Source organism: Solimonas terrae (assembly GCF_011067135.1).
In the GTDB taxonomy this organism is placed as follows: domain Bacteria; phylum Pseudomonadota; class Gammaproteobacteria; order Nevskiales; family Nevskiaceae; genus Solimonas; species Solimonas terrae.
The window spans coordinates 247,870-269,263 of sequence record NZ_JAAMOW010000002.1; the positions used below are offsets into that span (position 1 = coordinate 247,870).

Below are 21,394 nucleotides of genomic sequence, written 5' to 3' on the forward strand. Positions count from 1 at the left end.
GCCAAGCCTTTTCCGGGAGTTCGTGTCATGGCCAAGCTCACACCCAGCTCGTTTCGCATCGGCAACCGCTATCGCCCGTCGCGCCTCAAGGGGCCGTACGACGCGGTCATCATCGGCTCCGGCATGGGCGGCCTGACCAGCGCCGCACTGCTGTCGGACATCGGCTGGAAAGTCGCCGTGCTCGAACAGCACTACACGGCCGGCGGCTACACGCACAGCTACGAGCGCAACGGCTACGAGTGGGACGTGGGCGTGCATTACATCGGCGACATGGGCGGCCCGACGATGGCGCGCAAGCTGATGGACTACCTGACGTCGAAGCAGCTCGACTGGGCGCCGATGGACAAGGCCTACGACCGCTTCTTCCTCGGCGACGAGGTCTACGACGCCGTCGCCGGCAAGCAGGAATTCCGCGCGCAGCTCATCGAATACTTCCCGGACGAAGCGACGGCGATCGACCGCTATCTGAAGCTGCTCGCGCAGGTCGGCAAGAACATGAGCCTGTTCACCGTCGCGCGCCTGCTCAAGCCCTGGCAGCTGAAGCTGGCGATGCCGCTGCTGATGCGCCTGATGCCGAAGACCTTCCGCCGCAGCACGCGCGAGGTGCTCAGCGAGCTGACCCAGAACGAAAAGCTCATCGCCGTGCTGACCGGGCAGTGGGGGGATCTCGGCCTGCCGCCGGCGCAGTCGTCATTCATCATTCACGCGCTGATCGCGCGTCACTATCTGCACGGCGGCTACTACCCGGTTGGCGGCAGCTGGCGCATTGCGCAGACCATCATTCCGAAAATCCAGGCGGCCGGCGGCGAAGTCTTCACCTACGCCCGCGTCAAGGAGATCCTCGTCGAGAACGGCAAGGCCTGCGGCGTGCTGATGGAAGACGGTCATCGCATCGAGGCGCCGTGCGTGATTTCCTCGGCCGGTGTCATGAACACCTTCCAGCGCCTGCTGCCGGAACCGGTGGTACGCGCCAGCGGCTACGACCTCCTGCTGAAAACCGTGAAGCCGAGCAGCGCGCATCTCGGCCTGTATATCGGCCTCAAGGGCACGGCCGAGGAACTGGGCTTGCCGCGCACCAATTTCTGGATCTACCCGAGCGCCGACTACGAAGGCGACATCGCCCGCTTCGAACAGGACCGCAAGGCGCCGCTGCCGGTGGTCTACGTGTCGTTCCCGTCCGCCAAGGACCCGGACTACGCGCGCCGCCATCCCGGCACCGCGACGATCGAAGTCGTGGCGCCGGCGCCGTTCGCGTGGTTCGAACAATGGAGCGGCAGCGTCTGGGGCAAGCGCGGCGACGACTACGAAGCGCTCAAGGCCGAGCTCGGCGAGCGCATGCTCGAAGCGATGTACGAGAAGCTGCCGCAGCTGCGCGGCAAGATCGACTACTACGAAGTGTCCACGCCGCTGTCCACGCAATACTTCAACGCCTACGAACGCGGCGAGCTGTACGGCATCGACCACGATCCCAAGCGCTTCGCACAAAGCTGGCTGACCCCGCGCACCAAAATTCCCGGCCTCTGGCTGACCGGGCAGGACATCGTCTCCTGCGGCGTCGTCGGCGCCATGATGGGCGGCGTCGTCACCGCCCAGGCGATCGGCGGGCTCAAGGTGCTCGGTGTGCTGAAGCGGGTGATGAAGGGGGAAGGGCAGGCAGCGAAGCTGGAGGCTATGACGGCGTAAGATCGGATAAGCGCACCAGCGTGCCAAGGCTCTGCTTGTGCCGCCATGAGCGTTTGTGGTGAATCGGGCGTCGCCGATTGCGCGCAGAGTGGTGCCTACTTGGCCTCCGGTGTGATCAGCGGCACCGTCGGATAGTAGTTTTTGTAACGCCGTGCGTCGCGGGTCAGGATGCCGCAGCCGGCAATGGCGGCGTGCGCGCCGATGAAGAAGTCGGCAAGGACGCTGGTTCGCTGGCCGCCGCTGCGGCGGTACTTCACGAAGGCCCGCCCCGCGAGGAACAGGGCAGGGCGTGGTAGCTCGTGAAGTTCGAGTCCCATGCCGTCGACGACCTGGTCCAGCGCCTCGATCGAATCGAATGTCAGTGACAGCTCCGAATAGATCACCGGATTGATGAGCAGCTCGTGGACCTGGGCTTGCGCGCGGAGCTGGCGAATCGACCAGTCCGCCCAGATAGGATCGTCTTCGACGACGTCGATCAGCACGTTGGTATCGACCAGAATCATCTGGACGCGCTCAGTCAGGCGCGCGCAGCAAGGCCATCAATTCATCCGTACGCCACTTGATCTGCGCCTTGCCGCGCGCCGCATCGAAGCGATCGAGTTTGTCGGCGGCCTTGGTTTTCGCCTTGTGCACGACGACGTGCCCGTCCGCGTTGACGGCGAAGTCGACGGCATCGCCGGGCGACAGCTGCAGCGCATCGCGCACCTTTTTCGGGATGGTGACCTGCCCCTTTACCGTCATGTTCGTGGCCATGCCTGTCTCCGAGTAATACTCAACTGATCAATAGTATTACGATCGTGCCGGGGCCGCTACCTAGCGCCCTGTCCACGCCGGCTTGCGCTTCTCGGCGAAGGCGCGCGGGCCTTCCTGGGCGTCGTGGCTGGTGTAGGTCAGCTCGTGTGCGGCGCGGGCGGCCTGCAGTGCCGCGCCGCGGCCCATCTCGGTGGCGAGCATGACGGTCTCGCGGCCGGCCTTCACTGACAGCGGTGCGCCTTCGAGGATTTCCTTCGCCAGTTCGATGGCCGTGTCCATCAGCGCGGCCGGTTCGGCGATGCGATTGACGAGGCCGATCTCGTAGGCGCGCTGCGCGGTGATCGGTTTTCCGGTGAGGATGATCTCCATCATGATCCGCTGCGGAATCATGTGGATCAGCGGCGCTGCCCACGGCGAGCCGCGTCCGACCTTCACTTCGGTGATCGCGAACTTCGCAGCGGTGCTGGCGACGCAGAGGTCGCAGGCCTGCGCGATCATCCAGCCGCCGGCGAAGGCCACGCCGTTGACGGCGGCGATGGTCGGCTTGCTCAGCTCGATGTTGTCGTACGGCAGCGGGAACATGTCGCGCGGCGGTACCTTGAGGCCGCGTTCGACCATTTCCTTGAGATCGCCGCCGGCACAGAAAGCTTTCTCGCCACTGCCGGTGAGGATGGCAACGCGCAGCGCATCGTCTTGCTCGAAACGCTGCCATGCCTCGCGCAGACCGTCGCGGACCTCGCGGCTCAGGCAGTTGCGCGTGTCGGGGCGATCGATCGTGATGACGGCGATGCCGTCGGGGCGGGCGTCGAAGCGGACGGCGGGCTTGGTGGTGTCTTGGGTCATGGCGTTCGTCTTTGGTGTTTGTGCGGCGCGTCGATAGCGGCGCGTGAGGAACCGCGAAGTCCTTCCGTCATTGCGAGCGCAGCGAAGCAATCCAGTGCGTCACGCGATCCGGCCGTGCAACTGGATTGCCTCGTCGCTGCGCTCCTCGCAATGACGGATGCACTAGAACCCGCGCTGCCGGATCGTGTGCGCAGCGCGGTCGAGTTCTTCGCGGAAGTCCGGGTGCGCGATCGCGATCATGCGGCGCGCGCGTTCGGCCAGGGTCTGGCCCTTGAGTTCGGCGGCGCCGAATTCGGTGACGATGACGTCGACGTCGCTGCGCGCGGTGGTGACCGGGCCGGAGAGTTCCGTGACGATCTTGCTCAGCGCGCCGCCCTTGGCGGTGGCCGACAAGGCAATGATCGAACGGCCGCCCTTGCTGCGCGCACCGGCACGCACGAAGTCGACCTGACCGCCGGTGCCGCCGAGGTACGCGCTGCCGCTCTGCTCGGCATTGACCTGGCCCGTGAGGTCGACTTCCAGCGCCGAGTTGATCGTGACGAGCTGATCGAGCTGCGCAAGCACGGCAGCGTCATGCGTGTACGTCGTCGCGCACATGCGCATCGCAGGGTTGCGATGCGCCCACTGGTAGAGCTTGCGGGTGCCGATCAGGGCGCCGTTGATCGACACGCCGGTATCGATCTTCTTGCGCGCGTTGGTGATGACGCCGGCTTCGACCAGTTCGACGAGGCCATCGCCGAGCATGCCGGAGTGCACGCCGAGATCCTTGCGATCGCGCAGCAGGCGCAGGATCGCGTCGGGCACGGCGCCGACGCCGGTCTGCAGCACGCTGCCGTCGGCAATGTACTGCGCGGCGCATTTAGCGATCACCTCGTCGGTCTCGCCGATCTTCGCGGCGCCGACTTCGACCGGCGGTCGTGAGACCTCGATGGCGACGTCGATTTCGGACGCGGCGATCGTCTCGCCGAACGTGAACGGAATCTGCTCATTGATCTCGGCAATGACGACACGCGCCTTGGCGACGGCCGCGCGCACGTAGTCGCTGATCAGGCCGCAGCTGTGCCGGCCGTTTTCGTCGGCCGGCGAGAGCTGCACGAAGGCGACGTCGCAGCCGATCAGGCCCTGTTCGATGTACGGACCGACCTGGCTGACGTGGCAGGGGATGACCTGCAGCTGGCCGGCCTTGGTCAGCGTGCGCAGCGTGCCGATTGCGCCCATGCTCGACAGCGTGAAGCCGGCGACGGCCTCCGGCGTCAGCAGTGACGAAAAGCTGGTGGCGGTGAAGGCCGACAGCTCGCCGATCGTGGCGGCCTGACGGATCAAGGTTTCGATCAGCGTCGTCGGTTCACCGCAGGCCTGGCCCCAGACGATGCGGTCGCCGCGCTTGAGATATTTCGCCAGATCGAGCTGGCCCGCCTCGACCACCTGCATCACGCACGCCCCGCGAGCTTGAGCAGCAGTTGCGCGCGGGCCAGATACGGCCGGTCGAGCATGCCACCCTTGTAGCCGATCGCGCCGAGCCCCGGATTCGCCGCGAACAGATCGACGATCTCCTGCGCCTGCGCGATTTCCTCGGCGCTCGGCATGAAGGCTTCGTTGATGACGTCGACCTGCGCTGGGTGAATTGCGAGCATGCCGCGAAAGCCCGCGCGGCGGCAGGCCGTCGCGCGCTTGCGCAGGCCGTCGAGGTCCTTGTAGTCGCCCTGGATGGTGTCGATCGCTGCGACGCCGGCGGCGCCGGCCCCGCACAGGCACAGCGAACGTGCGAGTTCGTAGGTGAAGCCGTAGCTGCCGTCCGGGTTCTTGTTCTCGCTGGCCCCGAGTGCATCGGCGAGATCCTCGGCGCCCCAGGTCAGCGCGACGAGACGCGGCGCGCCTTTGTAGGTGCCGGTCGTGAACATGCCTTCGGCGGTCTCGGTGATCAGCGGAAACACCTTGGTGCTGCCGATCGCGATGCCGTTGGCCGCTTCGAGTGCGGACAGGTAGTGATCGAGCACGACGAGGTCATGGCCGCCCTGCGCCTTCGGCAGCATGATGCCGCCCGGTTTGCCCGGCATCACCGCCGCGAGGTCGTGCAGGGCGTACTCGCTGTCGAGCGGATTGATGCGCACCCAGAGCCGCGAGGTGTCAGGCTGCGCTTTCAGGAACGCGGCGGTCAGTGCCCGCGCATTGGCTTTCTCGCTCGTGGCGACGGCGTCCTCGAGATCGATCAGCGCGATGTCGGCGTTGCTGGCAGCGGCCTTCGCCATCTTCTTTTCGCTGTCGCCGGGCGCGAACAGCCAGGAGCGGGCGCTGAACATTTCGCTTGCCTTGGTCATCACGTTTCTCGTTTCGGGTCTGCTTTTTCGGGGTCGACAATCGTGCGCGATATCGGGCGCGACTGCATAGAGGATTTGCGGGGGGATTCGCCGCGCCGTGCCACGCGCTCGGGCGGCGCCGCTCAGTACGACTTCGGTAGTTCCAGCACTTTTTCCGCGAGGAAGTTGAGGATCATGTGCGGACTGACTGGCGCGGTGCGCGGAATCAGCACTTCGCGCAGCAGGCGTTCGACGTGGTACTCCTGCGCGTAGCCCATGCCGCCCAGCGTCAGCATCGCGGTGTGGCAGGCCTCGAACGCGAACTCGGCAGCGAGGTATTTACCCGCGTTGGCCTCGACGCCGCAGTCCGTGTGCTGGTCGAACAGCGTCGCGGCTTTCATGACCATCAGGTTGGCGGCTTCGAGCTGCGCCCAGCACTTGGCGAGTGGATGGGCGATGCCCTGGTTCTGGCCGATCGGCCTTCCGAACACGACGCGTTCGCGCGCGTAACGCGCGGCGCGGTTGATCGCGGCGCGACCGATGCCGACCGATTCGGCGCCGAGCAGCACGCGCTCCGGGTTGAGGCCGTGCAGGATGATCCTGAAGCCCTGACCGACTTCGCCGATGACGTGTGCGTCGGGAATGAACAGGTCTTCGATGAACAGCATGTTCGAGTCGACCGCGTGGCGACCCATCTTGTGGATCAGCCGCACTTCGATCTTGCTGCGGTCGAGATCGGTGTAGAACAGCGTCAGGCCATCGGTCTTGCGCTTGACCTGATCGAGGGGCGTGGTGCGCGCCAGCAGCAGCATCTTGTTGGCGACCTGCGCGGTCGAGATCCAGATCTTCTCGCCGTTGACCTTGAAGCCGCCGGGCACCCTGTCGGCGCGCGTCTTCAGTTCCGTGGTGTTGAGGCCGGCGTTCGGCTCGGTAACAGCGAAGCAGACCTTGTCCTCGCCGGCGACGATCGGCGGCAGGAAGGTCTGCTTCTGTTCTTCGGTGCCGAACAGGTTGACCGGCTGCAGGCCGAATACCGGCAGATGGATGGTCGAGGCGCCGGTCATGCCGGCGCCGGATTCGGCCACGGCCTGCATCATCACCGCGGCTTCGGTGATGCCGAGTCCGGAGCCGCCGTATTCAGTCGGCATGGCGATGCCGATCCAGCCGGCTTCGGCCATCGAATCGAAGAAATCCTGCGGGAAGGTTCCTTCGCGATCCTTCTCCAGCCAGTACTCGGCGGAGAACTGCGAGCAGTGCTTGAGCACCGCGTCGCGGATGTTCTGTTGGTCTTCGGTCAGCGAGAAATCCATGGCCTGAAATCCGTGCGAAGCAAGTGGTGGGGCCGGGCCCGGTCATTTTCGGCGACGCGGTCGGCAATGGACAGCACGATGGCGGTCCGGAAGAGTGTGCCGATATTAACCCAATGGACTGGAATGTGTACGGCTTCCGTGAAAGAATGGGCGCGCTAGAACCGCGCTGGAGGATGAGTCATGGTGAACCGCACGAAGGGCACAGGCCCGCTTGCCGGTGTTCGTGTGGTCGATCTGACGAGCATGGTCATGGGGCCGTACGCGACCCAGATCATGGCCGACATGGGCGCCGACGTGATCAAGGTCGAGCCGCCGGAAGGTGACAACACGCGTTACATTTCGGTCGGTCCGGCACCGGATCTGGCCGGCGTGTTCGTCAACGTCAATCGCGGCAAGCGCAGCGTCGTGCTCGATCTGCGCAGCGACGAGGGCAAGGCCGCGCTGCGCACACTGGTGGCCGGCGCCGACGTGTTCATCCACTCCATGCGTTCCAGGGCCATCGCCCGACTCGGCTTCAGCTACGAGGCGGTGGCGGCGATCAATCCGCGCATCGTCTACAGCAACGCCTACGGCTACAGCCGGCGCGGCCCGGACCGCGACCGTCCGGCCTATGACGACACCATCCAGGCCGAGTGCGGACTGCCGCACGTACAGCGGCTGATGACCGGCAAGGCCGACTTCGTCGGCACGATCATGGCCGACAAGGTCGCCGGCCTGACCGTGCTGTACGCGACGATGATGGCGCTGTTCCATCGCGAGCGGACCGGCGAAGGGCAGGAAGTCGAAGTCGGCATGTTCGAGACCATGGCCTCGTTCATGCTCGTCGAGCATGCCAACGGTGCGATGTTCGATCCGCCGCTGTCGAAGGCGCACTATCCGCGCGCGGTGGCGCCGAACCGGCGGCCGTACAGGACCCGCGACGGCTACGTCGCGGCGCTGATCTACAACGACAAGCACTGGAACCTGTTCGTCGACGCGGTGCAGCCTGCGTGGGCCGGTCCCGAGCTGGCGACACTGGCGCAGCGCGCCAAGCGCATCGACGAGGTCTACGGCCTGCTCGGCGACACCTTCCTGCAGCGCACGACGCAGGAATGGCTCGATCTGCTCACCGGGCTGGGCATTCCCGCCGCGCCGCTGCGCACGACCGACGAGCTGTTCGACAACGCGCACCTGAACGCGGTCGGTTTCTTCGAAACCGTCGATTCGCCGCAGGGGCCGGTGCGCTTTCCCGGCGTTCCGACCTGGTTCTCGCGGACGCCGGGCAAGGTCGCCGGGCCGACGCCGAGGCTGGGCGCGCATACCCGCGAAGTGCTGGATGAACTCGGCTTCGCGCCGCCGGTCGTTGCACTGGCGGCCGACGGCAGCGTCTAGCTGCGCGTCGCTGGTCCGGGCCGTTCGCGACAGGGAATGCCCGCATCGCGCGGGACGGCAGCAGTGGCGACGTCGGAGGCCAAGCCGAAGCGCGATGGCGACGGCGTTTCGCTAGGCGCGCGGCTTGCGGTAGCCGAGCGTCGCGGAGATCGCGACGACTTCACTGCGGACGAGCTCGGCGAGTTCCTTGCGCCGGCCCTCGAAGCGTGAACTCGGCGCCGCGACGATCAATGCGCCGAGCACGGTGCCGGCCGCATCGTGAATGACGCCGGCGGTGCCGGCGACGCCGTCCGATGCCTGGTCGACGGTCTGCGCGACGCCCCTGAGCTGCGCTTCGGCAATCGCCGACGCCAGCCTGCGCCGGTCGGTTTCGGTGCTGCCGGTCAGCTGCTGCGGCTTGAGGCCGCGCAGATAGCGTCGCCGTTCGTCGTCGCTCGCTGCGGCCAGCAGTGCCCGCCCGCCGGCCGTGCAGTACAACGGCCGGCGATCGCCGATCGACACCGCGAAGCGCAGGGTGTTGCGGCTTTCGATGACGTCGACATAGGTCAGCATGCTGCCGTCGCGGTCGCGGACCGCGAACAGCACGGTCTCCCTGGAGCGATCGGCGAGCCGACGCATGCCTTCGCGCACGAGGTCCGGCGATTGCAGGCGCCGGCGTGCTTCGAGCAGTGCACTGCCGAGGCCGAATGCGGCCGGCCCGAGGCGATAGACGCTGTCCGTCGACACCACGAAGTCGGCGTCCGCGAGTCCGCGCAGCAGCGCGGCGAGGCTGCTTTTCGGCGCGTCGAGCACGCGGCTGAGCTGCGCGAGGCTGACCGGTTTTTCGCTCGCGCACAGGGCTTCGAGAATCCGGATCACCCGTGTCACGGACTGCGGCGAATTCAAGGGGCGATCGTCGCTGGGCATGGAAGGTCGGGTGCGTGACGGAGGCGGACGCCTCGCAGCCTATCTCAACGGAACGCCGGCATCACGTCGTTCGCGAACACTTCGGCGTACGGCCGGAACCTTGCGGGTGGCAGGCCCGGTGGCAGCATCATCATGAAGTGCTCGACCGGTGCCTTTGCCAGCATGCTCCCGAGCATCGCGATCGCCTGATCCGGCGTCAGGATGCTGAGGATGCCACTGGCCTTGAAAGCGTCCAGCGACATCGGCTTGAGCAGGCCGCCGTCGCCGATGCCGGTCGCCGCCTTGTCTTCGTTGAGCCATTCGCCGTACGTGTTGTTGACGTGCAGGAAGTACGGCGCGAGTTCGTCCATCGCCCGGGCCGGATCACGAGCGACCACCGTGAACAGGCCCTGGATGCGGATGCGCGCGCAGCTCGCGTCCTTGCCGGCTGCGCGCAGCTTTTCCAGATACAGATCGACGATATCGAGATTGCCGAAGTAGCCGTCGCCGTATTTCGCGGTGCGTGCGATCGCCTTCTCGTTGAAGCCGCCGACATACAGCGGAATGCGTCCGCGTGTCGGCGCCTGCACGATGCTGGCGTCCTTGAGGTCGAAGTGCCGGCCGGCGAACGTCACCGTCTCGCCTTTCCAGAGGCGCGTGACGATTTCGAGGAACTCGTCGGTGCGGCCGCCGCGCTTCGTGAAGTCGACGCCATAGGCTTCCGCTTCGCGGCGCCGGTAGCCGATCGCGATCGCCATCTCCAGCCGGCCGTTCGACAGATGGTCGAGTACCGCGCATTCCTCGGCGAAGCGCACCGGGTGATAGAGCGGCGCCAGCGCGATCGCCGAGCCGAGCTTGATCGTCTTCGTGCGCGCGGCCAGTGCCGCCAGCGCAATCATCGGCGTCGGCATGTAGCCGTCATCGGCGCCGTGATGTTCCGGCACCCAGGCGCCATCGAAGCCGAGTGTTTCGGTGTACGCGGCGAAGTCGATGATCTCCGCGTACAGCTCCGCCCAGGGCCTGCGCCACTGCAGCGGATTGCGGAAGTCGTAGAGGTAGCCGAAGGTGAGCTGGGTCATCACGTCCCTCTGTTCGAACGATTCCCTCTCCCCGCCTGCGGGGAGAGGGTTGGGGTGAGGGGCGCTTGATCGGACTTTGCTGCGCGATGCTGCCCCTCACCCCGATCCTCTCCCCATCGCTGCGCGACAGGGAGAGGGAGTTACAGCGGCTGACCGCGCCCGTGGGGTGCTCCTGCAGAAGATTTTGCGGGTGCTTCAGCGCGGTCCGCGCGGCAGGCCCAGCAGACGTTCGCCGATGATATTGCGCTGGATTTCCGCGGTGCCGCCGGCAATGGTTTCGGAGAACACGTCGAGATAGTCGTGACCCCAGCCATGCATGCCGACCACCTGCGGCGCATCGATGCCGTACAGGTCGATGGCGGCGGCAGCGACGCGCTGCGTGAACTCGGCGAACGACAGGCGGATCAGCGAGCCGCTGGCGTCGGGTACCGAATTCTCGAGATCCAGTGCGAGCTTGTAGTTGGCCGCGCGGATCGAGGCGCCTTCGGCGCGCAGGCGGGCGATGCGCAGGCGCAGTTCGGGGCGACTTTGCGGGCAGTCGGCGAGCAGTTCCTCGACCTTGAGCACGTAGCCGATCAGCAGGGCCAGCGCCGCCGTGCCGCGCTCGAAGCTGAGCGTGGCGTTGGCCGTGGCCCAGCCGTTGTGCAGTCCGCCGACCACATTGGCCAGCGGCACGCGCACGTTGTCGTAGAACACTTCGCAGTACTTTTGCGGGCCGGCCATGGTGCGGATCGGCCGTACCGTGATGCCGGGTGCGTCCATCGGGCAGATGATCCAGCTCATCGCCCTGGACGTGGAGGCGCCCGGATTGGTGCGGATCAGCAGCTCCTGCCACTCCGCCACGTCGGCAAAGCTCGACCAGATCTTGGTGCCGTTGATGACGAGGTCGTCGCCATCCACTTCTCCGCGGCACTTCAGGCTGCCGAGGTCGGAACCCGAACCCGGCTCGGAGAATCCCTGACACCACAGCACGTCGCCATTGAGGATCTTCGGCAGGTGATAGGCCTTCTGCTCCTCGGTGCCGCAGGCCATCACGGTCGGGCCGGCGTGATTGAGCATCACGAAGCTGGCATTGAGCGGCGACGGCGCCTTGGCACGCGCGTACTCCTCGAACCAGACGATCTGTTCGAGCACGGAAAGGCCGCGGCCGCCGTGTTCCTTGGGCCAGGCGATGCCGGCCCAGCCGCCGCGCGCCTGCGTCTTCTGCCAGGCCAGCACGTACTCGCGCGAAGCGGGACCGTCTTCCGGCGACGGCTCGCTCGGCACATTGGCTTCGAGCCAGCTGCGCGCCTCGCGTCTGAAATCGGCGATCGAACCGCTCATGGCCTGTTGCTCCCCGTCATGCCCGCCTTTCCATCATGTGTCTTGCGTGATGCGAACGTGGCCATGCTCAGACGATACCGGTCTCGTGCAGGCGCGCGATTTCTTCGGCCGGCAGATCGAGCAGGTCGTGCAGGACTTCGTCGGTATGCTGGCCGATCGTCGGCGGCGCAGCGTATTGCATTGGCGAGCCGGACATGAACGCCAGCGGGCTGGCGATCAGTGAGACCTCGCCGGACACCGGATGCGGAATCGTGACCTTCAACCGGCGGTGCCGGACCTGTTCGTCCTCCCAGACTTCGGGAAGATTGTTGTAGCGCGCCGCCGGGACGCCGAGCTGGTCGAGACTCGCCAGCAGATCGGCGGTCTTCCAGTGCTTGCTCCACTCGATGATGATCGCGACCAGTTCGTTGCGGTTGCGGCCACGCTTGGGATTGGTATCGAAGCGCGGATCGGCGAACAGGTCGGGGCGCTTCATCAACTCGCACAGCAGGCGCCAGTGCTCGTCGGTGCCGGCGGAGATGTAGATGATGCCGTCGGCGCAATTGATCAGGTCGGCGGGGCCGCCGCCATTGCCGCCGTTGCCAAGGCGCGGCGGGGCGACGCCCGAGACCAGGTAGTCCTGCATGATGTGCGAGACCATCGCGATCGAACAGTCCAGCAGGGCGACGTCGATGTACTGACCCTTGCCGGTTTGATGACGCTGGTTGAGCGCGCCGAGAACGGCGATCGCGGCGTTGTGACCGGTGAAGACGTCGACGAGGCTCGGGCCGGCCTTCAGCGGGCCGGCGCCGGGCTGGCCATCGGGAATGCCGGTGACCGCCATCAGGCCGCCGGTGGTCTGGAACAGGCCGTCGTAGCCGGGACGCTCGGCCATCGGGCCGGTCTGGCCGTAGCCGGTGATCGAGCAGTAAACCAGTCCCGGGTTCACCTGCTTCAGGCTGTCGTAATCGAGCCCGTAGCGCTTCAGATTGCCGACCTTGTAGTTCTCGATCAGCACATCGCATTCGGCCGCCAGACGGCGAATCAGCGCCTGGCCTTCCGGCTTGGAGATGTTGACGGTGACCGACTTCTTGTTGCGGTTGGCGGTCAGATAAAACGCCGACTCCCGGGTCGCCTTGCCCTCGCGGTCCTTGAGTTGCGAGAACCCGTACATGCGTCCGTCGTCGCCGACGCCGGGGCGCTCGATCTTGATGACCTCGGCACCGAGATCGCCGAGGATCTGGCCGCAGAACGGGCCCGCCAGAACCCGGGTCAAATCCAGCACCCTGACGCCTCGCAATGCTCGGGAATCGGTCATCTGTTTTTCCGTCTTGGTTGCAGCGTGCCGGCGTCGGATCAAGGACATCGGCACCGTGAAATATGGGGCCGCGATGATACCAAGCAGCGCTCATCGCGGCGGCAAATTGCATCAGGACCACTCGGCAGAAATGCCGGCGCGCCGAGCCCGCCAAGGATATCAACAACTGTGTTGATGAGTAATGCGGCAGGCGCGGTAGAATATACTGACAGGACAATGACAGGCGAGGCAGAACCGCTGTGGAGCAAGACACCCGCTATCACCCCAGTGCCGATCAGGTGGCGCTTGCGGACGCGATGGACGACACCCTGGTCGAACTGCTGCCGCTGGCGCGCCTGCATGCTGCCCACGACGAGAGCGCCGACACCTGGTCGCATCTCGATCAGGCTGGCGTGTTCGGCATTTGTGCCAGCGAAGCGGCGGGTGGCAGCGGACTGGGTGCAACCGAAGAGGCACTGATCGCGATCGGCCTCGGTCGCCGTCTGGCCTCGCCGGCGGTGCTGGCGACGCTCGGCGCCGTGCATGGCCCGGCCACGAATCTTGCCGGACAGCGCATCGCCGCCGGCTACCGCAGCGGTGATCGCGCGATCGTCGTCGACAGCCCCGGGGCGAGGGGCCTGTTGTTGCGCGATACCGATGGCGCCTCGCTGCATGCATTCGAGTCTGCACAGGCAAAGCCGCTGGACGGCCGGCTGTGGCTGGCCGATCTTGCCGAACTGCAGCATGTCGGTGCGCCGCTGGCACAGTTCGATGCGAGTGGTCTGTTGCGGCTGCGTCTGATCGATGCGGCGGCCCTGGCCGGCGTCGCGCAGACGGCGCTGCAGATGGGCGTCGACTATGCGGGCCTGCGCGAACAGTTCGGTCGGCCGATCGGCTCGTTCCAGGCGGTCAAGCATCACTGCGCGAACATGGCGATTGCGGCGCGCTGCGCGCGCGATCAGGTCAGCTTCGCGGCCGTCGCGCTCGACGAGGGCCGTGCCGATGCGGCGCTGCAGGTCGAATCGGCATTGTTTGTCGCCGGCACGGCGGCGATCGAGAATGCCGGCAAGAACATCCAGATTCATGGCGGCATCGGCTTCAGCGATGAAGCGGACCCGCATCTGTTGCTGAAGCGGGCACGAGTCCTGATCGCCATCGCCGGTGGTCTCGAAGCGGCGAACGCGCGCATTGCCAATATCAAGACGGAGTGGTGACATGCAGGTAGCCATCATCACCGGTGCCAGCAGCGGCATCGGCTTCGGCACGGCCGTCAAACTGGCCGAATCCGGCATCGCCGTGCTCGGCGTCGGCCGTGACGCGAACAAGCTCGCCGAACTCGAAAAGGCGATCGCGAAGCCCGAGTTGATCGAGACGCTGGCGGTCGATGTCACCGAAGACGAAGCACCGCAGCGCATCGTCAAGGCAGCGCTCGCGCGCTGGAATCGCATCGACTTCCTGATCAACAACGCCGGTGCCGGCAGTCCGAAGCCGCTGCATGAAACCGACGATGCCATGCTCGACGGCTTTCTCGATCTGATGCTGCGCGCGCCGTTCCGCCTGGCGCGCGATGTCGTGCCGCACATGAAGCCGGGTTCGGCGATCATCAACGTGACCTCAACTTTCGCCGTGATCGGCGGTCGTCGCGGCGGCGCGTACACCGCGGCCAAGGGCGGCCTCAATGCGCTGACCTCGCATATCGCCTGTCAGTACGGCGCGCTCGGCATCCGCTGCAACAATGTCGCGCCGGGCGTGACGGTGACGCCGATGGTGCAGGGGCGGCTCGACGATCCGCTGTTCAAGCGCATCAATGTCGAAATGACGCCGAACACGCGTCTCGGCGAGATCGAGGACGTTGCCAGCACGATCGCCTTCCTGTGCTCGAAGGGTGGCAGTTTCATCAACGGCCAGACCATCGTCGTCGACGGTGGCTGGAGTTCCACCAAGTATCTGTCCGAGTTTGCGCTGACGTCGACGTGGACGCCGGCCGCGAAGTAGAAAGGCCGGGTAGAGAAATGCGGAAATTTTGACTCCCTCGCCCCTCGAAGAGGGGAGAGGGATGGGGTGAGGGGTTGTCAGATCGAGCGGTGCGGCGAGCCAGCGCCCCCTCACCCTAACCCTCTCCCCCGTCGCACTGCGACGGGGGAGAGGGGATTCGTTTCGATGGATGTTTCAAGTCGTCCCAACAACACCTTAGATCCAGATGATCCTCAACGAAACCCAGCAGGCCATCCGCGACGCGGTTCGCGACTTCGCGCAGGAGCGCATCCGTCCGCACAGCGCCGCGTTCGAGGACGCCAAGGGCTATCCGAAGCAACTGTTCGAAGATCTCGCCGGTCTTGGCGTGATGGGCATGACGGCCCCCGAGGAATTCGGCGGCGCCGGCGCCGACTACGTCTCGTACGCGCTGGCGCTGATGGAAATCGCCGCTGCCGACGGCGCACTGTCGACCATCGTCAGCATCCAGAACAGCCTGATCGTTTCGAGCCTGATCAAGGACGGCACGTCGGCGCAGCAGCAGCGCTATCTGCCCGAGCTGATCGCCGGCCGCATGATCGGCGCGTTCGCGCTGACCGAGACCGACGCCGGCTCCGACGCCGCCGCGCTGCGCACGCGCGCCGTGAAGGTCGACGGTGGTTACAGGCTCAACGGCAGCAAGCAGTTCATCTCCAACGCGAAGATCGGCGGTATCGCCATCGTCTATGCGATCACCGATCCCGCGGCCGGCAAGAAGGGCATGACCGGCTTCATCGTGCCGACCGATTCGCCCGGCTACCGGGTCGACAAGGTCGAGCACAAGCTCGGGCAGAATGCGTCGGACACCTGTGCGATCCGTTTCGACGACGTGTTCGTGCCGGACGAACTGCGCCTCGGTCGCGAGGGCGGCGGCTATGGCATCGCGCTCGCCAATCTCGAGATCGGCCGCATCGGCATCGCGTCGCAGTGCATCGGCATGGCACAGGCCGCGCTCGACATTGCGGTCGCGTATGCGAAGGAGCGCAAGAGCTTCGGCAAGCCGATCATCGAGCATCAGGCCGTGGGCTTCCGCCTCGCCGATCTCGCGGCGAAGCTGGAGGCGGCGCGCCAGCTGGTGCTGCACGCGGCGGCAACCAAGGACGCCGGGCTGCCGAGCCTCAAGGAAGCGTCGATGGCCAAGCTGGTGGCATCGGAAACCGCCGAAGCGGTGGTGTCCGGTGCGATCCAGACGCTGGGTGGCTACGGCTACCTCGAAGAGTTCGGTGTCGCCAAGATCTATCGCGACGTGCGCGTCTGCCAGATCTATGAAGGCACATCGGACATCCAGCGCATGGTGATCGCGCGCGCGCTGTAGATTACGCACCCGCGCGACGCAGCTTGCGGCGCGCATTTCAAAGACCGTGAACGAATATCGGGGTCTGGCCCCGGAAGGACTGTGAATGGAGATCAAGGGAATTGCGGCCGTCGTCACCGGCGGCGCATCGGGACTGGGTGGCGCCACGGCGGCGCGCCTCGCGAAGGCCGGTGCCAAGGTCACGCTGTTTGATCTCAATGCCGAACTCGGCCGGAAGACGGCCGCGGAAGTCGGCGGTCACTTCGTGTCCGTCAATGTCTGTGACGAGGCAGCCGTCGAGGCCGGCCTTGCCGAGGCCGAGGCCAAACATGGTGTCGCCCGCATCCTCGTCAACTGCGCGGGCATCGCGCCGCCGGGCAAGGTCGTCGGCCGCGACGGCAAGGCCTTGCCGCTCGGCGATTTCAGCAAGATCGTCAACATCAATCTGATCGGCACGTTCAACGTGCTGTCGAAGTTCGCGGCGCGCCTGCACGCGGCCGAGCTCGTCGGCGAAGAGCGCGGCGTGATCATCAACACCGCCAGCGTCGCGGCGTTCGAGGGCCAGATCGGCCAGCCGGCCTATGCGGCGTCGAAGGCCGGCGTGGTCGGCATGACGCTGCCGGTGGCGCGTGAGCTGGCACGCTACGGCATCCGCGTGATGACGATCGCGCCGGGCATCTTCTACACGCCGATGATGGAATCGCTGCCGAAGGAAGCGCAGGAATCGCTCGGCAAGCAGGTGCCGTTCCCGAGCCGCCTCGGCCAGCCGGCCGAATACGCACAGCTGGTCGAGAGCATCGTCGGCAATCCGATGCTGAACGGCGAGACCATCCGCCTCGACGGGGCGATCCGCATGGGTGCCAAATGAGCATCAAGACCCGGTTCACCGAGCTGTTCGGAGTCGAACATCCGATCGTCCAGGGCGGCATGATGTGGGTGGGGCGCGCCGAACTGGCGGCGGCAGTCTCGAATGCCGGCGGTCTCGGCATCCTGACGGCGCTGACGCAGCCGACGCCGGATGCGCTGCGTGCCGAAATCGAGCGCTGCCGCAAGATGACCGACAAGCCGTTCGGCGTGAATCTGACGATCCTGCCGTCGGTCAATCCGCCGCCGTATGCGGAATACCGCAAGGCGATCATCGACAGCGGCATCAAGATCGTCGAGACCGCGGGCTACAAGCCGCAGGAACATGTCGACGACTTCAAGGCGCACGGCATCAAGGTCATGCACAAGTGCACGGCGGTGCGCCACGCGCTGTCGGCCGAGCGCATGGGCGTCGATGCCATCTCGATCGACGGCTTCGAGTGCGCGGGTCATCCGGGCGAAGACGACATCCCCGGCCTGATCCTGATTCCGGCGGCGGCCGACAAGGTCAGGATTCCGATGATCGCATCCGGTGGCTTCGGCGACGGCCGCGGTCTCGCGGCCGCGCTGGCACTGGGCGCCGACGGCATCAACATGGGCACACGTTTCTGTGCAACGAAGGAAGCGCCGATTCACGACAAGGTCAAGCAGTTCCTGGTCGACAACGACGAGCGTTCGACGAACCTGATTTTCCGCAAGTTCAAGAACACCGGCCGGGTCGGCAAGAACAGCGTCTCGGACAAGGTCATCGAGATCAGCCTGCGTCCCGAGAGCGTGTTCACCGACATCCAGCCCTACGTGTCGGGCGCCAAGGGGCGTGTTGCGCTGGAGACGGGTGATCTGGATGCCGGTCTGATCTGGGCCGGTCAGGTTCAGGGACTGATCAACGACGTGCCGAGCTGCAGGGAACTGATCGACCGCATCGTCGGCGACGCCGAGGCGATCATCAAGGGCCGGCTCGCCGGGTTTCTTGCCGCCTGAAGCGGCTGGCGACGCCCCGGCGGACAGCACGGCCGGCGTACCCGTCTTCCGGGGTGCGCCGGCCGTTTCCGTATCAGACGCGTAAAGGTTCATGCTGGGACTATTGACCACCACTGCTGTACAACAAGTGGTGTTTCTCGCTTGAAATGCGCGACGGCTTCGGCGTAGATTGGAACGTCGCGGGCCACGGCAATTCCACCGCAGATGATTGCAGCTGACCGACCCACGCAGGCCGGCATTCGGGCAACGCAGGGAACGGACGTTCCGCGTCGGCCCCATACAGGAGAAAGCACATGAACGATCTGGCGCAGCGCGCGGCGCTCAAGAAATCATCGGACGGTGGTTCGAGCTGGCCGCCGAGCTGGGAGACGATGCCGCACGGCATTCGTGTCGGCCGCTATACCGATCCGGCCTTCGCGGCGCTGGAGCATGAAAAGCTCTGGGGCAAGGTCTGGCAGGCGGCGGCGCGGCTCGACGAGATTCCGCAGGTGGGCGATTTCACGGTCTACAACATCGGCGATCAGTCGGTGATGATCGTCCGCGCCGACGAGCAGACCATCAAGGCCTATCATAACGTCTGCCCGCATCGCGGCACGTCGCTTGCCGATGTGCCGCAGGGGTGCTTCGAGAACCGCCACGTCATCTGTCCGTTCCACGGCTGGCGCTGGGATCTGCACGGCAACAACGAGTTCGTGCTGGAGCGTCAGGAGTTCCGCGACGGCAAGTTGCAGAACAGCGATGTCGGTCTGCGCGAGGTTCATCACGTTGTCTTCGCGGGCTTCATCTTCATCAATCTGGATCGCAATCCGGAGCCTTTCGACGATTACATCGCGCCGGTGCGCGAGATGCTGGAAAACCTCGCGATCGGCGAGATGCGCAATTACTGGTGGAAGGCGCTGCCGATTCCATCGAACTGGAAGGTTGCGCAGGAAGCGTTCTTCGAGGGCTACCACGTTCCCGCGACGCATCCCCAGCTGGAACCGCATTCGGCCGACTTCATCTACAAGCCGACGCCGGACGCCAAGCCCGACTTCAATCACTGGAACGTGGCGTACGAAACATGGCCGCGCGGGCACGGCCGCTTCTACGGCAAGAAGACGCCGATGAAGGGCGATGTGCGCACGAGCGTGGTCGGCAAGGCAACGACCGACGACATGATCGAGGCGATGGCGGCGCGCCTGAACCTGCTGGCAGTCGGCATGGATGCGCAGGTGCTGGCCGAAGACGTCGAGGTGGTGCGCTCGCTGAAGGGCAAGTCGATTCCGGAAGGCTCCAATCTCGGTGCCGAATACGTCAAGGCGCTGTACGCGCGCGCCGCCGAACAGCAGCGGCCGATGCCGAAGCCGATGCCGGAAGTGCTGGGCATGTGGGGCGGCGAGATTTTCGTGTTTCCGAACCTGATGATCCTGCCGCAGGCCGGCAACGCGATGATCTATCGCGTGCGGCCGGACGGCAATGATCCCGACAAGTGCATCTTCGAGATCATGTCGACCAAGACCTATCCGGCCGCCACGCCGGTCCCCCGCGCGGTCGTGCAGACCGTGACCGACCTGAGCGACCCGGAGCAGGTACTGCAGATCCCCCGACAGGACCTCGGCAACATCCCGCGCATGCAGAAGGGTCTGCATTCGAAAGGCATCCGCCAGACCTGGCTGGCCGTCGAACAGGAAAAGATCATCCTCAACATGCACCGCGAACTCGATCGCTATCTGCTCGCGGAATAGCGGAACGGAGAGGGCATCGCCGGTGGCATCCGGCACGACGACGATCTTGGAGGCCGCCTGCCGCCGTGCCACACTCGACGCGTCATCCTGGGAGGGCGCGTCATGATTTCGATCATTCAGTTGTGGCTGCCGATACTGGTGTCCGCGGTCGGTGTGTTCGTGGCCAGCAGTCTGGTGCACATGGTCTTCAAGTGGCATAACGCCGACTACCTGAAGCTGACGAACGAAGACGAAGTTGCAGCGGCCCTGCGAAAGTCCGGTGCGCCGCCCGGTCAGTACGTGATTCCGCATTGCCTGGACATGAAGGACCTGCAGACGCAGGACATGCAGCAGAAATTCCAGGAGGGCCCGGTCGGCTACATCAACCTGCGGCCCAACGGCATGCCGAACATGGGCAAGTCGCTGGGCCAGTGGTTTGCCCTGAGCGTGCTCATTTCCTTGCTTGCCGCGATCGTTGCCGGCGCGGCACTGCCGATCGGCGCCGTGCGATGCAGCGCGTTCATCATGACCGGTCTGCTCGCGTTCGCCGCCTACGGCTGCGGCAGCATCAGCGGCGGCATCTGGAAGGGCCAGACCTGGATCAGCGTGTTCCGCGATCTGCTCGACGCGGTGATCTACGGCGCCGTCACCGGCGGTGTGTTCGCCTGGCTGTGGCCGCACTGAGCCGAAGCGCGGGCGCCCCGGCCGCCGGATCGAAGCGCCGGCCCGGTCGAACGCATGACGGAATGCGCCTGCGCGCTGACATCAACAAGGAACGTCGACAGTGATCATCTCGGTCGTCAATCGCGCCCGGAGCCTGCACGACGAAGACGTGCTGCGAGCGATCCGGGCGATCAACCGGCAGCTGCATGAAGACTTCGCGCCTTACTGGAGTCTGGCCGCGACACTGCGCCTCGAGGCGGCGATCGGCAAAACGGCCGACCAGCGAAAGCTGCCGGAGTTGCGTGGCGATGCGGTGCTCTATCTGTGCGACGGTGTCGGCGCCAGGGACGCACTGGCCTACCACTGTGCGAACTTCCGCGGTATTCCGTACGGCTTCGTGTTCACCGGCTTGTGCAAGCAGCTCGGCGACAGCTGGACGGCCGCGCTGTCGCACGAGGCGCTCGAGCTGCTGGCCGATGCCCGCGCCAACCTGCTGGTGCGCGGACCGCATCCGGTCGAGCCCAGGCACCAGGTCTTCCACTGGTTCGAGCTTTGCGATCCGGTGCAGACGCAGCATTACGAGATCGATGGCGTCGAGGTCTGCAATTTCGTCCTGCCCCTGTACTTCACGCCGAAGGAGGAGGCGGGCGGTCGCAACGATTTCCTCGGGCGCCTGAGCCGTGGCAAGGGCCTGAAGTCGTTCGGGGTCAGCCCCGGCGGCTATATCGGATTCTTCGATCCGCGCAAGCAGGCCAACGACACCTGGTTCGCGCCCGGCGACCGCAGGGCGAAAAAGCGCATCGAACTGAAGGCGCGGGCGCGCGTAGGCCGCGGGTTCGTGCGCAGGAACAGCGACGGCGTCGCCGCCCGCGAAGACGAACACCTTCAGGTCCTGACTGCTGCAGACCGGCCGGACGGTCACCGAAAGGTTGCGGTCACCAGCAAGAAAAGGCGGGCCTGAGTCGCGATGCGGCGTGTCCGCCATCAGCCGAGACGAAAGCGGCTTGGCGTCCGCGGACATTTGTGATCCGCAGCACGGTGCCGGGAACGGCGTCC

General features: G+C 65.7%; 20 protein-coding genes. 10 read left to right on the plus strand and 10 right to left on the minus strand.

Going from position 1 to position 21,394, the window contains the following annotated elements:
• Positions 1-27 precede the first annotated feature (27 nt).
• Positions 28-1,683, plus strand: a complete 1,656-nt coding sequence (locus tag G7Y85_RS04735) for a phytoene desaturase family protein (RefSeq protein WP_166252577.1) — start codon at positions 28-30, stop codon at positions 1,681-1,683.
• A gap of 95 nt (positions 1,684-1,778) precedes the next feature.
• Here G7Y85_RS04735 and G7Y85_RS04740 read toward each other — a convergent pair whose 3' ends face one another.
• The 6 genes from G7Y85_RS04740 to G7Y85_RS04765 all read right to left on the minus strand — a co-directional run bounded on the left by G7Y85_RS04740 (position 1,779) and on the right by G7Y85_RS04765 (position 6,886).
• Positions 1,779-2,186 (minus strand): type II toxin-antitoxin system VapC family toxin, encoded by a 408-nt coding sequence (locus tag G7Y85_RS04740; protein ID WP_166252580.1) that lies wholly within the window; start codon positions 2,184-2,186, stop codon positions 1,779-1,781.
• A gap of 10 nt (positions 2,187-2,196) precedes the next feature.
• On the minus strand, positions 2,197-2,436 hold the full coding sequence (locus G7Y85_RS04745) for an AbrB/MazE/SpoVT family DNA-binding domain-containing protein (protein ID WP_166252583.1): 240 nt from the start codon (positions 2,434-2,436) through the stop codon (positions 2,197-2,199).
• A gap of 60 nt (positions 2,437-2,496) precedes the next feature.
• Positions 2,497-3,279: an enoyl-CoA hydratase/isomerase family protein gene (locus tag G7Y85_RS04750; protein ID WP_166252586.1), complete on the minus strand. Its 783-nt coding sequence runs from the start codon at positions 3,277-3,279 to the stop codon at positions 2,497-2,499.
• A 162-nt stretch (positions 3,280-3,441) separates the two neighbouring features.
• Complete coding sequence (locus tag G7Y85_RS04755) at positions 3,442-4,710, minus strand: acetyl-CoA hydrolase/transferase family protein (protein ID WP_166253330.1); 1,269 nt, start codon at positions 4,708-4,710, stop codon at positions 3,442-3,444.
• Positions 4,710-5,597 (minus strand): HpcH/HpaI aldolase/citrate lyase family protein, encoded by an 888-nt coding sequence (locus G7Y85_RS04760; protein ID WP_166252589.1) that lies wholly within the window; start codon positions 5,595-5,597, stop codon positions 4,710-4,712. The genes G7Y85_RS04755 and G7Y85_RS04760 overlap by 1 nt, the downstream gene beginning before the upstream one ends.
• 122 nt (positions 5,598-5,719) lie before the next feature.
• A complete protein-coding gene (locus G7Y85_RS04765; RefSeq protein ID WP_166252592.1) occupies positions 5,720-6,886 on the minus strand; it encodes an acyl-CoA dehydrogenase family protein in 1,167 nt (388 codons plus the stop codon).
• A 180-nt stretch (positions 6,887-7,066) separates the two neighbouring features.
• Between G7Y85_RS04765 and G7Y85_RS04770 the strand changes: the two genes are divergently transcribed.
• Complete coding sequence (locus G7Y85_RS04770) at positions 7,067-8,257, plus strand: CaiB/BaiF CoA transferase family protein (protein WP_166252595.1); 1,191 nt, start codon at positions 7,067-7,069, stop codon at positions 8,255-8,257.
• 111 nt (positions 8,258-8,368) lie between these two features.
• Here G7Y85_RS04770 and G7Y85_RS04775 read toward each other — a convergent pair whose 3' ends face one another.
• The 4 genes from G7Y85_RS04775 to G7Y85_RS04790 form a co-directional block, all read right to left on the minus strand.
• Complete coding sequence (locus G7Y85_RS04775; protein ID WP_166252598.1) at positions 8,369-9,163, minus strand: IclR family transcriptional regulator; 795 nt, start codon at positions 9,161-9,163, stop codon at positions 8,369-8,371.
• A 44-nt stretch (positions 9,164-9,207) separates the two neighbouring features.
• A complete protein-coding gene (locus G7Y85_RS04780; RefSeq protein WP_194241108.1) occupies positions 9,208-10,221 on the minus strand; it encodes an LLM class flavin-dependent oxidoreductase in 1,014 nt (337 codons plus the stop codon).
• Between the two features lie 195 nt (positions 10,222-10,416).
• The gene (locus tag G7Y85_RS04785; RefSeq protein WP_166252604.1) at positions 10,417-11,544 is read right to left on the minus strand and encodes an acyl-CoA dehydrogenase family protein; all 1,128 of its coding nucleotides are present in this window, start codon (positions 11,542-11,544) and stop codon (positions 10,417-10,419) included.
• A gap of 67 nt (positions 11,545-11,611) precedes the next feature.
• Positions 11,612-12,841, minus strand: a complete 1,230-nt coding sequence (locus G7Y85_RS04790; RefSeq protein WP_166252607.1) for a CaiB/BaiF CoA transferase family protein — start codon at positions 12,839-12,841, stop codon at positions 11,612-11,614.
• A 239-nt stretch (positions 12,842-13,080) separates the two neighbouring features.
• Here G7Y85_RS04790 and G7Y85_RS20605 point away from each other — a divergent pair, with 239 nt between their 5' ends.
• The 8 genes from G7Y85_RS20605 to G7Y85_RS04830 all read left to right on the plus strand — a co-directional run bounded on the left by G7Y85_RS20605 (position 13,081) and on the right by G7Y85_RS04830 (position 21,299).
• On the plus strand, positions 13,081-14,034 hold the full coding sequence (locus G7Y85_RS20605; protein ID WP_166252610.1) for an acyl-CoA dehydrogenase family protein: 954 nt from the start codon (positions 13,081-13,083) through the stop codon (positions 14,032-14,034).
• A 1-nt stretch (position 14,035) separates the two neighbouring features.
• Entirely contained in the window at positions 14,036-14,815 is a 780-nt protein-coding gene (locus tag G7Y85_RS04800; RefSeq protein WP_166252613.1) for an SDR family NAD(P)-dependent oxidoreductase, read from the plus strand.
• Positions 14,816-15,020: 205 nt separating this feature from the next.
• Positions 15,021-16,148, plus strand: a complete 1,128-nt coding sequence (locus tag G7Y85_RS04805) for an acyl-CoA dehydrogenase family protein (protein WP_166252616.1) — start codon at positions 15,021-15,023, stop codon at positions 16,146-16,148.
• Positions 16,149-16,233: 85 nt separating this feature from the next.
• A complete protein-coding gene (locus G7Y85_RS04810; RefSeq protein ID WP_166252619.1) occupies positions 16,234-16,995 on the plus strand; it encodes an SDR family NAD(P)-dependent oxidoreductase in 762 nt (253 codons plus the stop codon).
• On the plus strand, positions 16,992-17,972 hold the full coding sequence (locus tag G7Y85_RS04815) for an NAD(P)H-dependent flavin oxidoreductase (RefSeq protein WP_166252622.1): 981 nt from the start codon (positions 16,992-16,994) through the stop codon (positions 17,970-17,972). The genes G7Y85_RS04810 and G7Y85_RS04815 overlap by 4 nt, the downstream gene beginning before the upstream one ends.
• Positions 17,973-18,265: 293 nt before the next feature.
• A complete protein-coding gene (locus G7Y85_RS04820; protein ID WP_166252625.1) occupies positions 18,266-19,696 on the plus strand; it encodes an aromatic ring-hydroxylating oxygenase subunit alpha in 1,431 nt (476 codons plus the stop codon).
• 102 nt (positions 19,697-19,798) lie between these two features.
• Entirely contained in the window at positions 19,799-20,359 is a 561-nt protein-coding gene (locus G7Y85_RS04825; protein ID WP_166252628.1) for a hypothetical protein, read from the plus strand.
• Between the two features lie 100 nt (positions 20,360-20,459).
• Positions 20,460-21,299 (plus strand): hypothetical protein, encoded by an 840-nt coding sequence (locus G7Y85_RS04830; protein WP_166252632.1) that lies wholly within the window; start codon positions 20,460-20,462, stop codon positions 21,297-21,299.
• Positions 21,300-21,394: the final 95 nt, after the last annotated feature.

Bases quoted from the DNA above. Each gene is read 5' to 3' on its own strand.
- G7Y85_RS04765 (WP_166252592.1), bottom strand. From the start codon at position 6,886: ATGGATTTCTCGCTGACCGAAGACCAACAGAACATCCGCGACGCGGTG.
- G7Y85_RS04745 (WP_166252583.1), bottom strand. From the start codon at position 2,436: ATGGCCACGAACATGACGGTAAAGGGGCAGGTCACCATCCCGAAAAAG.
- G7Y85_RS04755 (WP_166253330.1), bottom strand. From the start codon at position 4,710: ATGCAGGTGGTCGAGGCGGGCCAGCTCGATCTGGCGAAATATCTCAAG.
- G7Y85_RS04775 (WP_166252598.1), bottom strand. From the start codon at position 9,163: ATGCCCAGCGACGATCGCCCCTTGAATTCGCCGCAGTCCGTGACACGG.
- G7Y85_RS04735 (WP_166252577.1), top strand. From the start codon at position 28: ATGGCCAAGCTCACACCCAGCTCGTTTCGCATCGGCAACCGCTATCGC.
- G7Y85_RS04800 (WP_166252613.1), top strand. From the start codon at position 14,036: ATGCAGGTAGCCATCATCACCGGTGCCAGCAGCGGCATCGGCTTCGGC.
- G7Y85_RS04785 (WP_166252604.1), bottom strand. From the start codon at position 11,544: ATGAGCGGTTCGATCGCCGATTTCAGACGCGAGGCGCGCAGCTGGCTC.
- G7Y85_RS04760 (WP_166252589.1), bottom strand. From the start codon at position 5,597: ATGACCAAGGCAAGCGAAATGTTCAGCGCCCGCTCCTGGCTGTTCGCG.
- G7Y85_RS04790 (WP_166252607.1), bottom strand. From the start codon at position 12,841: ATGACCGATTCCCGAGCATTGCGAGGCGTCAGGGTGCTGGATTTGACC.
- G7Y85_RS04750 (WP_166252586.1), bottom strand. From the start codon at position 3,279: ATGACCCAAGACACCACCAAGCCCGCCGTCCGCTTCGACGCCCGCCCC.
- G7Y85_RS04780 (WP_194241108.1), bottom strand. From the start codon at position 10,221: ATGACCCAGCTCACCTTCGGCTACCTCTACGACTTCCGCAATCCGCTG.
- G7Y85_RS04825 (WP_166252628.1), top strand. From the start codon at position 19,799: ATGATTTCGATCATTCAGTTGTGGCTGCCGATACTGGTGTCCGCGGTC.
- G7Y85_RS04770 (WP_166252595.1), top strand. From the start codon at position 7,067: ATGGTGAACCGCACGAAGGGCACAGGCCCGCTTGCCGGTGTTCGTGTG.
- G7Y85_RS04810 (WP_166252619.1), top strand. From the start codon at position 16,234: ATGGAGATCAAGGGAATTGCGGCCGTCGTCACCGGCGGCGCATCGGGA.
- G7Y85_RS04815 (WP_166252622.1), top strand. From the start codon at position 16,992: ATGAGCATCAAGACCCGGTTCACCGAGCTGTTCGGAGTCGAACATCCG.
- G7Y85_RS04740 (WP_166252580.1), bottom strand. From the start codon at position 2,186: ATGATTCTGGTCGATACCAACGTGCTGATCGACGTCGTCGAAGACGAT.
- G7Y85_RS04805 (WP_166252616.1), top strand. From the start codon at position 15,021: ATGATCCTCAACGAAACCCAGCAGGCCATCCGCGACGCGGTTCGCGAC.
- G7Y85_RS04820 (WP_166252625.1), top strand. From the start codon at position 18,266: ATGAACGATCTGGCGCAGCGCGCGGCGCTCAAGAAATCATCGGACGGT.